The sequence below is a fragment of the Flavobacterium limnophilum genome (assembly GCF_027111315.2).
In the GTDB taxonomy this organism is placed as follows: Bacteria; Bacteroidota; Bacteroidia; order Flavobacteriales; family Flavobacteriaceae; genus Flavobacterium; species Flavobacterium limnophilum.
On the sequence record NZ_CP114289.2, the window covers coordinates 1483397 to 1495424 of the forward strand.

The 12028-nt window shown below is 37.4% G+C and carries 10 protein-coding genes; 5 read left to right on the top strand and 5 right to left on the bottom strand.

Translation table 11 applies throughout. The features are described 5' to 3' along the window. Positions 1 to 121 precede the first annotated feature (121 nt). The 5 genes from OZP13_RS06115 to OZP13_RS06135 are packed head-to-tail and all read right to left on the bottom strand — an operon-like array spanning position 122 to position 5930. Complete coding sequence (locus tag OZP13_RS06115; protein WP_281299012.1) at positions 122 to 1192, bottom strand: AI-2E family transporter; 1071 nt, start codon at positions 1190 to 1192, stop codon at positions 122 to 124. 42 nt (positions 1193 to 1234) lie between these two features. Beyond that, positions 1235 to 1927 (bottom strand): ion channel, encoded by a 693-nt coding sequence (locus OZP13_RS06120; protein WP_281299013.1) that lies wholly within the window; start codon positions 1925 to 1927, stop codon positions 1235 to 1237. 31 nt (positions 1928 to 1958) lie between these two features. Further along, on the bottom strand, positions 1959 to 3527 hold the full coding sequence (locus OZP13_RS06125) for an efflux MFS transporter permease (RefSeq protein ID WP_281299014.1): 1569 nt from the start codon (positions 3525 to 3527) through the stop codon (positions 1959 to 1961). A 3-nt stretch (positions 3528 to 3530) separates the two neighbouring features. Further along, a complete protein-coding gene (locus OZP13_RS06130) occupies positions 3531 to 4592 on the bottom strand; it encodes an HlyD family secretion protein (RefSeq protein WP_281299015.1) in 1062 nt (353 codons plus the stop codon). A gap of 12 nt (positions 4593 to 4604) precedes the next feature. Next, positions 4605 to 5930, bottom strand: a complete 1326-nt coding sequence (locus OZP13_RS06135) for a TolC family protein (protein WP_281299016.1) — start codon at positions 5928 to 5930, stop codon at positions 4605 to 4607. A 526-nt stretch (positions 5931 to 6456) separates the two neighbouring features. Here OZP13_RS06135 and OZP13_RS06140 point away from each other — a divergent pair. From OZP13_RS06140 to OZP13_RS06160, 5 genes are all read left to right on the top strand, one after another. Continuing rightward, positions 6457 to 6840: an HU family DNA-binding protein gene (locus tag OZP13_RS06140; RefSeq protein WP_281299017.1), complete on the top strand. Its 384-nt coding sequence runs from the start codon at positions 6457 to 6459 to the stop codon at positions 6838 to 6840. Positions 6841 to 8115: 1275 nt separating this feature from the next. Further along, positions 8116 to 9678, top strand: a complete 1563-nt coding sequence (locus tag OZP13_RS06145) for a type I restriction-modification system subunit M (protein WP_281299018.1) — start codon at positions 8116 to 8118, stop codon at positions 9676 to 9678. After that, a complete protein-coding gene (locus OZP13_RS06150; RefSeq protein ID WP_281299019.1) occupies positions 9678 to 10934 on the top strand; it encodes a restriction endonuclease subunit S in 1257 nt (418 codons plus the stop codon). Before OZP13_RS06145 ends, OZP13_RS06150 begins: the two co-directional genes overlap by 1 nt. A gap of 36 nt (positions 10935 to 10970) precedes the next feature. Next, positions 10971 to 11537, top strand: coding sequence for a hypothetical protein (locus OZP13_RS06155; protein WP_281299020.1), 567 nt, complete (start codon positions 10971 to 10973; stop codon positions 11535 to 11537). Between the two features lie 10 nt (positions 11538 to 11547). Continuing rightward, on the top strand, positions 11548 to 12027 hold the full coding sequence (locus tag OZP13_RS06160) for a helix-turn-helix domain-containing protein (protein WP_281299021.1): 480 nt from the start codon (positions 11548 to 11550) through the stop codon (positions 12025 to 12027). The last annotated feature ends 1 nt before the right edge of the window (position 12028 follow it).

Here is a 12028-nt window from a genome sequence, read left to right on the forward strand (position 1 = left end):
GAGGGATAGCAGCTAGCTACCGAAGTAGCGCGGATAGCCCGACAGCATAAAGAAAAGGAGCCGACTCACAAGTATGATGAGTTGGCTCCTTTTCTTTATGGTGGCACGCCCAAATCGTGATTTAAGCTGCAGTAATTTCGGGTTTGTCTTCCATCCAGGCCACGAATAATTTATAACCGATGGAAAAAATAATTGGTCCAACAAATAACCCTATGAATCCCGACATCATAAAGCCGCCGATTACACCAATAAATATAACAAGCATTGGAACTAAAGCGCCTTTTCCTAAAAGCAACGGTTTCAAAACATTATCGGAAAGCCCGCTCAAAAGAAAATATACCGTCCATAAAATTGCTGCCGTTGAGCTATCTCCCGTAGAAAAAAGATAAGCAATCACGCCAATATTTACAATAATGGGGCCTATTTGTATGATGGATAAAATCAAACATAACAAAGTCAATATTCCTGGAAACGGAACGCCACATAAAAACAATCCCACCGCCTGAATCATGGTTTGAATTACTGCCACTCCTATTACGCCTTTGACCACCTGACGTACTGTTGAAATAGTAATTTCTAAAAACTCATCGCCCTTATCACCCGCAATTCTCGTAATAAAATTGGTCGCCAAATTTTGGGCGCTGGTAGATGCCATTAAAACTCCTGCAATGATTACAGAAAGGACAACTTGCAAAATGGTCACTATTGAACTTACTAAACCTCCAAGTACTTTTGTAGAAATATCTTTGATCTGTTCCTTGTGTTCTAATAGTGTTTTTTCCAAATTAACGGAGGAGGAATATAAAAAATCGTATGCTTTTTCACCAATAACCGGCCATTCTTTTATGTTTTGACTAGGCATTTCTATTTTTAAAGTACCCTCATCAATACCGGATTTAATTTCCATAATACCTGAAGTAACCCCACTAAAAAAGGAAATGGAAGGCAAAATTACAATAGCTAAAATGCAAAGAATAATTATGGTAGCGGCCAAGGACTTTTTACCTTTCAACTTTTTTTGAAGAATGTTGAATAAGGGATATAAAATAATCGCAAATATTATTGCCCAAAGTATGGGTGTTACAAAGGGAGCCAAAAGGTTAAAGCAAAAACCTAAAATTAGGAATACAAGCCCTAATTGCAGAATGGTTTCAAAAAGCTGTTTGCTGTTTAGTGAAGTAGAATTTTTCATAAGATTCTGATTTTACGGTTAAATTAATAGGGATTTTTCAGATTATTTATTTTTATAGTTGACACTGGCATCCGAAACCAGTCTTCCAATAAGAACGACAGGATACAATACTCCAAAAATGGATTCTAAATTTACCAATGCACGAACAAAAGGATGAAGAGGCAAAATTTCGCCAAAACCAGTTGTTGAAAGGGTGACGTAACTAAAATACAGGAAATTGGCTTGGATACTATTGCTTTCAAATTCGGGTAAAGTGAGTTGAAAAGATCCCGGAATATGTTCGTAAAAGAAAATGTAAATAACTGTCCAAAGATGGGCCAACAACATATAAATCACAATGGAACCAATTACTCGATGTGCCGTTATGGGGCCTGGTTCAAAAATTCTCTTTAACACCAATACAATCAACAGCAAGAAAGTACAAATAGAAAGAATGAGTTCCGTAATCAATATAAATGGAGTCGTTGAGACAACATTTATCCAAGAAAAAACAATGAACAAGAAAGGTGCAATAGAAATGAGAACGGCCTGTTTGTTTGTTTCAGCCAAAGAAAAAATTCCAGCAAAAAGGAAAAGCATCCAAAAAACATTCAAAACGGACATAAAAAAAGAGTAATTCCCAAATAATGGAATTAAGACAAATTGCATTATGGTCAGCAAGACAATCATCCCGCTAAGTCCACTTTCTTGATCCCACAACCGATTTAATAATCGAACTTTTTTTGTTCTTTTCATACTGTTTGTTATTAGATTTATGGTTGATATTTTAAAATGGAATTGGTTCCAGTTCTACCTTGCCAATTGGTCTTCTGGCGAGTCTAAACAGCAGCAAAATAAATATAGGCAAAAAACAAACAGCCGACATTACCAAATAAATATCTTTATAGGCCAGCAATATGGAGGCTTGAGAAGTTTGGTTGGAAAGACTTTTTTCTGCCATTTTCTGTGCCTCGACTTCGGATGCTCCTTGATGCAAATAATAATTCTTGATGTTGGACAACTTCTTTTGTGCCTGTTGATTTACTGGGGATAATTGTTGGCTCAAGCCCGTCTTGTGTTGCACATTGATGTTCGAAATATAGGTTCCCAAAATGGCGCCGCCGAGTAAAGTGGCGATGACAACACGTGAAATGACACCGCTCATCATTCGCGAATCGCCCAGGTTTGTAGGAATTCCTTCCGCAATATAAAGTGCCGAAATGGGATACAGGAATCCAATCGCCAATCCCTTGAAAACGAAAGGCAGCAAAAAATCAACGGGAGCAATTCCGGGATAAAATCGAAAAAAGAGAATGATGTGAAAGAATCCATAACAGGCAAATCCGGTAATCCAGATGGTGGCCATATAAATTCTTTTATACAAAAGATAAGTCGATAAAGGAATGGCAATACATATACCTATCAACAACGCCAAATGGGTTCTGGCTTGATAAAGTCCATCAAAACCAAGCACTCCCGACATAAATCCGGTAACCACGCTTCCGGTCCCGTTCATTAGACCGATATAAAAAAACAGGAACGAACCAATCACTACATTCTTGTATTTGAAAACATCGGGATCGATTAGGGGTTCTTTGGTAAAACGAACGTGCAGCAAATAAATTCCAATCAAGATTAGCAATGACGCAAAGGCAATATTTATCATCGGATCGGAAAACCAATTTCGGGTTTGTCCTTCGGCACAAATGAAAAGAATTACGGTGAAGAAGAAAATCAAGATCAACCATCCTCTCCAATCGAATTGAAACTTCCCTTTCATTGGCGCGACATCTTTTTTGTAAAAAATCCAGGCCAAAATGATCCCTATCAAAAAGTTGACATTCAAAAAGTAAATGCTGAAAGTCCAGTCGTAAATACTCGTAAAATGCGCTCCAAAATATTTGTAAAGGTGCTGGCTTCCTTGAAGAATAAATTGGATAATCCCATACATTATTGCCATGTTGAAAGCTGGATTGTATTTCAATACAATGGGAATCATCGTGGCAAATATTCCAATAACGGAAATCATCGCCACAAGCGAACGCCAAAAAGTAAACCAAAAAATGTTGGTCGCATATAAAGAAGCCGTGTTGAATAGTATCGCCAAGAAACTAACCGACAGAATCATCGTTCTGACCTTGATTTGTTTTCCAATCTTCATTCCCAACGGTAAAAAAGCCAACATGGCAAATGCCGGAATATAACTCGAATAGGCAAAAACGGTGGTCGAAGCACCAAAGTGTCCCAAAATTTGGGAATTGTCGTAAGTGGTTACATTCAACGCATTGAAAAAAGGAATCGTGAGGACGTATAATCCAACAAGAATGAAAACGCTACCTTTTTTGAATCCAAACATATTTTATTTTTTTATTTCGACCGTTACATTCATTCCGGGTTTTACTTCTTCCAACTCCTTGGCTGGTGCCTCAAATACTATTTTTACGGGAATGCGTTGGGTAATTTTAACGAAATTTCCCGTGGAATTATCGGGTTCCACCATCGAAAACTTGGCTCCTGTTGCCGGCGAAAATCCCACCACTTTTCCCTTGAATTCCTTGTCGTCCAGTGCATCAATGGTAATGGTAACCTCCTGCCCTGCCTTGATTCTTTCCACTTGGGTTTCCTTGAAATTGGCCGTGACCCATTTTTGTTTCAGCACGATCGAGGCAATTACCTGGTTCATGCTTACCAAATCGCCAACGGACAAATTGCGTTCGCCCACAAATCCATCAATTGGAGCCGTGATTACGGTGTAAGACAACTGCAATTTTGCCGCATCCAAATCGGCTTGTTTTCGGGCTACGGTTGCTTTGGCGGCTTCCAGATTGGTTTTGCTTTGTTGGGTTGTAGAAATGCTGGCCTGCAGTCCATTCTCGCCCGCTTTGAGATAGGCTTGCGTCGATTTTAATTTGGAAACCACTTGGTCGTATTGATTGCGGGTCACCGCCGAGTCGGCATACATGTTCTTGAATCGTTCGTAATCCTTCTGTGCTTTTTCAAGGTCGGCCAAGTCGCCTGCCAGTTTTGCCTTGGTTGCCGCTTCATTCGATGTGGAAGTGATGATGGTTTGTTCCAGTGAATGCAGGTTTCCTTCGGCTACGGCCAAATCAGCTTCGGCTTGTTTTACCTTGATGATGTACTCCTCGTCGTCTAGAATTACCAAGGTGTCGCCTTGATGCACAAACTGGTTGGCTTCAAATTGGATGGCAGCAATATGTCCCGTTGCCCGTGCCGCGATGTTGTTCATATAGGCATCAACCTGCGCATTATTGGTGGTTTCGTATCGACTGAAATCAAAAAACAAGCTTAAAATCCATAATCCACCCGCTATCAAAAAGACAAAAGAAAGAACGGTCAGGATGGTGTTTCGCTTTTTTTCCGTGTTTTGGACGGCTTCATTAGTTGTGTTTTCTTCGCTCATGACAGTATCTTTTTATAGTTTACCCATTGCATATTGCAAAGAATAATATTGAATAATTAAATCTAAATTGGCATTGATTAGGGAAATTTTCGCCCCGTTTACCTGTAATTCGGCATCGACCATGTCGCTGATTAAGGCAAAATCATTGTCGTATCGGCTTTTTACAATTTTGTAATTGCTCAGCGAAAGTTCCACGTCTTTCTTGAAGGTGATGATGTTTTCCCTGCTTTCCACAAAGCGGACAAAAACGGTTTTTACTTCCTTGTCAATCTGGTCTTTGGTGTTTTCCAAAGCCGTGTTGCTTTTCTCTATTTCAAATTTGTTGGCATTCACGCGGTGTTTCAAGTTGTAAAAACTGGAAATATCCCAATTCAATGAAACTCCGGCAGCCCAATAATTGAGAATATTGGGATAATTGGGCCATTGAGCGGGATATTGTGTATTCAACATAAAATTGGCATTCACGTTGGGTTTAAACCCACTTCGTGTAAGGCTCAAGGAGGATTCGGACAATTGCACCCCGATTTCGGATTGCTTGATTTCCACTCGGTTTTTATAGGCTTCGGACAGGCTTTCTTCCAAATTGATGGTTTCCGTGGGAATCATTGCTCCCGAAACTTCGGGTTTCAACACGGTGTCCGTTGGCAAACCAATCAAGATGTCCAGATAATTACTGACCAATTTGATGTTGTTGGCATCCTGAAATACCGAAACTTTAAAACGGGACTGCTGCAATTCGGTTCGCAACAAATCACTTTTGAGGTTTTGACCGTTGGAAACGCGCGATTGGAGTTGCTTGATGCGCAAATCGGTGTTGATGATGTTTTGCTTGGTCACCTCTATCTGGCGGTATAATTTTTCGAGGGTGAAATATTGTTGCACGATGGCCAATTTCACTTCGGCTTCGGTCATTTTGACCACCGATTCCTTCATGTTGCTGATCAACTGTTGTTGCTCTATTTTGTTGTTGATGGCGCCTCCGTTGTAGATGGGCATCGAACCCAAAATATTTCCCGAGGATTGATTGTTGAAATAATCCATGGTGATGCTTTCTTCGTAAAAGCCTTCGTAAATTTTTGGGTTTCCAATGTAATTGTAACCCGCATTCAGACCGATATAGGGTGCTCTGGCAATTTTGGACTGGCTCAGGTTTTCATTGGCAATGGCCACATCGGTAGTCGCCATTTTGAGTTGTTTGTTGTTTTGAATGCCTAATTGAAGGGCTTCTTCCAGCTTTAGAATCCTTGTATTGGATAAATCAATATTTTGTGAATATCCCATTCCACTGGCAAGGAAAGCCAAAACTAAAGTCAAATATTTTATTTTTAATTTTTTCAAGAGGAAATATTGTTTGAAATTTTCTTGGATTGTGATTTAGTGCCGGTTCATTAAAAGTATCTAGAATCAATTGATTTATTCAGATACTCAAACAAATATAAAAAAAAAATTAACAAATTTTATAAAGAAAAAGATTGGTAAATATAAACCATCGATTTAAATAGATTATTTGTTTGGATTGTTTCAAAAAACTGTGAGGATGTAATTTTTGTCGGTTTTATTCTTTACAGGTCTCCCCTGTCAAGGAAAAAAAAACAATTGAAAACCTCAATTGTCGCTTTTTGCAAACCCTAATATTTACGGTAGTTCAGTTTGGTATTTATTTTACAAAACAGTAATGCATAGTGATTTATTTTTAAAATAAAAAACAATCTTGTTACTTTTTTTGTTAATATCCCGACCAAATTTGCGAATAACTTTCATTTTAATAACCATAAAAAGTATTTATCTTTGAAAAGTCAGTTAGGTACTCATTGTCAGTACACTAAGACAAACCTTTTTTAATTCATTTAATACCACTAACAAAATGGCTATTAAATTTAAAACCCAGTCAAGAAAGAATCCTCAGGACCTGACTGCCCCTGAAAAGTTCTATGCCGCTGCCATTGCAGATGGCGATGTCGATTTGGATAGGCTCGCAGAGCTGATTTCCTATCAATGTACGGTTACCGAAACCGACTGTTATGCCGTGTTGATGGCCTTGGAGCACAACATCATTGGCGAACTGAAGCAAGGTAGAATCGTCAAATTGGGCAGATTGGGTAATTTCCAGGTGGGCATCAGCTCTACGGGAAGTGACACTGCTGCAGAAGTTTCGGCAACCGCCATCAGAAAAAGTCGCATTTTGTTCCGTCCGGGCAAAAAAATGCGCACGATGCTGGATGGCGTATCCTTCAAAAAAGCTGGCTAGCACCTCGTAGTTTTTTTGATTGATTTTTAATGTAAGACCTTGGGTATTTCAGTGCCCAAGGTCTTTTTTTTGTGCTATTTTCAACGAAAACTTTCGTCAATTCGTCCTGACGAGACAATTGTTTCGTCAAGACGAAGTGAAAATACCGTCAAGACGAAGCAAAAATCCCGTCAAGACGAATTGAAAACAACCTCTTGCACCGAACTTTTTGCTAAAAACTACTATTTTTTTGATTTTTATGGAGGGATTGGCAGCTTTGTTTTTCCTTTTTTTAGTTCAAAAACCTCTTTTTCATTCGCTATTTTCCATAAAAAAAGCCCAAAATCAGCCTTATTTTTGTCATTCCGACGAAGGAGGAATCGCATTAGTTGCTCAATTGTGTTGCTCTCGTTATGTGATTTCTCCTTCGTCGAAATGACACATTTTAAGAATTTTTTCCATAAAAAAAGCTCAAAATCAGCCTTATTTTTGTCATTCCGACGAAGGAGGAATCGCACTAGTTGCTCAATTGTGTTGCTCTCGTTATGTGATTTCTCCTTCGTCGAAATGACACATTTTAAGAATTTTTTCCATAAAAAAAAGCTCAAAATCATCCTCCTTTTGTCATTCCGACGAAGGAGGAATCGCATTAGTTGCTCAATTGTGTTGCTCTCGTTATGTGATTTCTCCTTCGTCGAAATGACACATTTTAAGAATTTTTTCCATAAAAAAAGCTCAAAATCAGCCTTATTTTTGTCATTCCGACGAAGGAGGAATCGCATTAGTTGCTCAATTGTGTTGCTCTCGTTATGTGATTTCTCCTTCGTCGAAATGACACATTTTAAGAATTTTTTCCATAAAAAAGCTCAAAATCAGCCTTATTTTTGTCATTCCGACGAAGGAGGAATCGCATTAGTTGCTCAATTGTGTTGCTCTCGTTATGTGATTTCTCCTTCGTCGAAATGACACATTTTAAGAATTTTTTCCATAAAAAAAAGCTCAAAATCACTGGCTAGCACCTCGTTTTTTTGAGCGAATTTTTAATGTAAGACCTCGGGTAATTTCAGTTACCGTTTCGAATTATGGGTTAAATGTAGTGAAATGTTGTAAAATGTGGAGCAAATTGTTCAAAACTTTTGATATTTTTCGAACGATTTTAAACGGATATTAAACGCGTCTTGTCCAGTTCTATCCCAACCCACTATTGAAAAAATATTTCCCTCTTTTACGGTTTCCCGTATTCTGTATGAAATTATTTTCAATACCTTAGCAAAAAGAAAAACATACTACTTAGTAATGGCTGCCGAACAAAAACAAAAATTAGAACAACAACTCTGGAATATTGCAAATACCTTACGTGGGAAAATGGATGCCGATGATTTCAGGGATTACATCTTAGGGTTTATTTTCTACAAGTACCTGAGTACCAAAATGGATTTGTATGCCAACACCATCCTAAAACCAGACGGTTTAACTTTCCAGCAAATTGAAGGACACCCTGACGAAGTTGCCTTATTGGAAGAAATCAAACAATTGGCTTTGGACAAATTGGGCTATTTTTTGCTCCCTTCCGAATTGTTTTCGGAATTGGCGCGAAGAGGAAATGCAGGCGGAAAAAACAATTTCATCTTGGGCGATTTGGCCAAAGTATTGACGCATATTGAGCAAAGCACGATGGGTTCTGAAAGTGAGGAAGATTTTGGCAACCTGTTTTCCGACCTCGATTTAACCTCCCACAAACTAGGAAAATCCGAAGCCGACAAAAACGAATTGATCGTAAAAGTCTTGGTGCATTTGGACGAAATTGATTTTGATTTAGAAAACGTTGACAGCGATGTTCTGGGCGATGCCTACGAATATTTGATAGGACAGTTTGCCAGTGGCGCAGGCAAGAAAGCGGGCGAATTCTATACGCCACAACAAGTAAGCAGCATTTTGGCACAACTGGTGACGGTGGGCAAAGACCAACTCAAGAGCGTTTACGATCCTACTTGCGGGTCGGGTTCGTTGTTGTTGCGTGTTGCCAAAGAAGTAAAAGACGTTAGTGCTTTTTACGGACAGGAAATGAACCCAACGACCTACAACTTATGTCGCATGAACATGATTATGCACGACGTGCATTACAAACGTTTTGACATCAAGAACGAAGATACGCTGGAACGACCGCAACATTATGACATGCGTTTTGAAGCCATTGTGGCCAATCCCCCATTCTCGGCCAACTGGAGCGCGAGTCCTTTGTTCATGAACGACGACCGTTTCTCGGCTTATGGAAAACTCGCCCCAAGCAGCAAAGCCGATTTTGCCTTTGTGCAACACATGATACACCAGCTGGACGACAACGGAACGATGGCGATTGTTTTGCCCCACGGTGTTTTGTTTCGTGGCGGCGCCGAAGGACACATACGGGAATATTTGATAAAAGAGAAAAATTACTTGGATGCCGTAATAGGCTTGCCTGCCAATATTTTTTACGGCACTTCTATCCCAACCTGTATTTTGGTTTTGAAGAAAAAGAGAACCGATGCCCAAAACATTTTGTTTATAGACGCAAGCCAACATTACGAAAAGGTAAAAACCCAAAACGTGTTGCGTACCGAGGATATTGATAAAATCATAAGCACTTACGAAAAACGTAAACCAGAGGAAAAATACAGCCATATTGCCGCTTTAAGCGAAGTGGAAACCAACGATTACAACCTGAATATCCCTCGTTACGTGGATACTTTTGAAGAGGAAGATGCGGTAGATTTAAAAGCCATAACCACCGAATTGCGAGAACTGGCTTCACAAAGTAAAACCACCGATGCTACCATTGCTGAATTTTGTACGGAATTAGGAATTGAAACACCATTTTAATGAGTACAGAAACTTTACAAATAGAAAAGAAAACTCTTGTGCCACAATTACGGTTTTCAGGGTTTGATGGTGATTGGGAAACTAATAAACTTTCAGATTGGAAATTAAAAGTTATCGATGGTGATAGAGGAACAAATTATCCAAATGGTGATGATTTTTCAACAGAAGGATATTGTCTTTTTATGAATGCAAAAAATGTTACTAAAAATGGATTTTCTTTTGAGACAAAAATGTTTATCACGAAAGAAAAAGATGAAAAGTTAAGAAAAGGAAAACTGAAAAGGAATGATTTAATTCTAACAACAAGAGGTTCTGTTGGGAATATTGCATTTTATGATGATTCAATAAAATTTGAAAATTTAAGAATTAATTCAGGAATGGTTTTAATTAGAAATGAGAACTCTAAAATTGATTCCCGATTTATTTATTCTAGTTTTTTTACCCCAAAATTAAATCGAATAATAGATACTATTTCTTTTGGGAGTGCTCAACCACAGTTAACTGTTAAAGAAATTAATCTTTTCAAATTTAACATACCCACCCTCCCAGAACAACAAAAAATAGCTTCTTTTTTAAGTGCGGTCGATGAAAAAATACAGCAACTTTCCCGAAAAAAAGAATTATTAGAACAATACAAAAAAGGCGTAATGCAACAATTGTTCTCCGGGAAATTACGGTTTAAAGATGAGAATGGAAAGGATTATCCTGATTGGGATTACAAAGTTCTTGATGATGTAATTGATTTTGTTAATGGAAAAGGACATGAACAAAATATCGATGAAAATGGTGACTTTGTAGTTGTCAATTCTAAATTTGTTTCAACTCAAGGGAGAGTTAGAAAATTTTGTAACACTCAAATTTCTCCATTAACAAAAGGAGATATGGTTATGGTAATGAGTGACGTTCCTAATGGAAAAGCTCTTGCAAAATGTTATCTAATAGAAAAAGATAATGTTTACACTTTAAATCAACGTATTTGTGGATTGAAGGCTAAGAAAGATAATTTAAACGAATTCATGATTTATCTTCTTAACAGAAATAAATATTATTTAAGTTTTGACTCAGGAGTAGGTCAAACTAATCTAAGAAAAGATGAAGTATTAAATTGTCCCCTATTTATTCCAACTTCAATTAAAGAACAACAAAAAATCGCCAATTTCTTGTCGAGTATCGATGTTAAAATAGAAAATACGGGGCAAGAAATCGCCCAAATGCAAGGGTTCAAAAAAGGGTTGTTGCAGCAACTATTTGTGTAAATAAAAGTTAAAATAATAAGCCTATAAGTTGATTTTATGAAAATTGATGCTATATTTGCAGTCGTGAAAAACAAATTATTGTCGGTTCAATTTGAACCCAATGACTGTGATGAATTTACGTTAGCATTCAGAAACTGGAACGATACAGCGTATTTGGAAGCCTTTTTTGAAAACAATAAAAAGGATTTACAATCTGGTTTTTATGGCAGAACAACAATTGAAGAAGCTATTTTTTCTACAATAGATGAAGCAGCAGTCTTTGAAGAAAAAATTAGGAGAATTGCAAAAATTGGAAAATTTAAAACAAAAAGTTCTTTACAAGATTTAGTTTTTTATCCATTACACAAGAATGACCAAACTTATAAATTACAAGAAACAAGAGCATACGGAACAGAGAATAAATCTTGGCTTCGTATATTTGCTGTGCGTATTGGCCCTGAATGTTTTGTGGTGTCAGGAAGCGCTATAAAACTAACAGCTGCAATGGGCGAACAAAGCCACACAGCCATAGAGTTGACTAAACTACAAATTACAGCAGCTTATCTAAAAGAAAATGACCTATTAGACGAGGACGACTTCGGATATATAGACATCATTAATTAAAACTACCATTATGAAAAATCAAGAAATGAGTATAAAGTTACAAGCATTAGTTTCTAAAACTCCCAGCAAATGGATAGTAGAAAGCAACAAAAGATTTGAGGATAAAGAAGGGTTACGATATTCTCAACAAGTTGCTGTTCGTGTTTTAAGAACTCTTAGAGAAAAAAAATTATCACAAAAAGACTTAGCCGATTTATTGAAAGTAACACCCCAAACAGTTAATAAATGGGTTAAAGGTTCTGAAAATTTTGGTTTCTTTACAATTGGTAGAATTGAAAAAGCATTAAATATTAAATTAATGCATATATATGAAAACAATAATAGCATTGTTATATCTTCTTCAAATGTAATTACAATAAGCAATCAAATACATACCTATTTAAATAAAATTGAGGAAACTATGGTAGGTGATAAAGAGACTAAAGTTATCCCGTTGAACACCTATATTAATGAGGAGGAATGTATGGAGTTAAAATATAATCATTCATAAA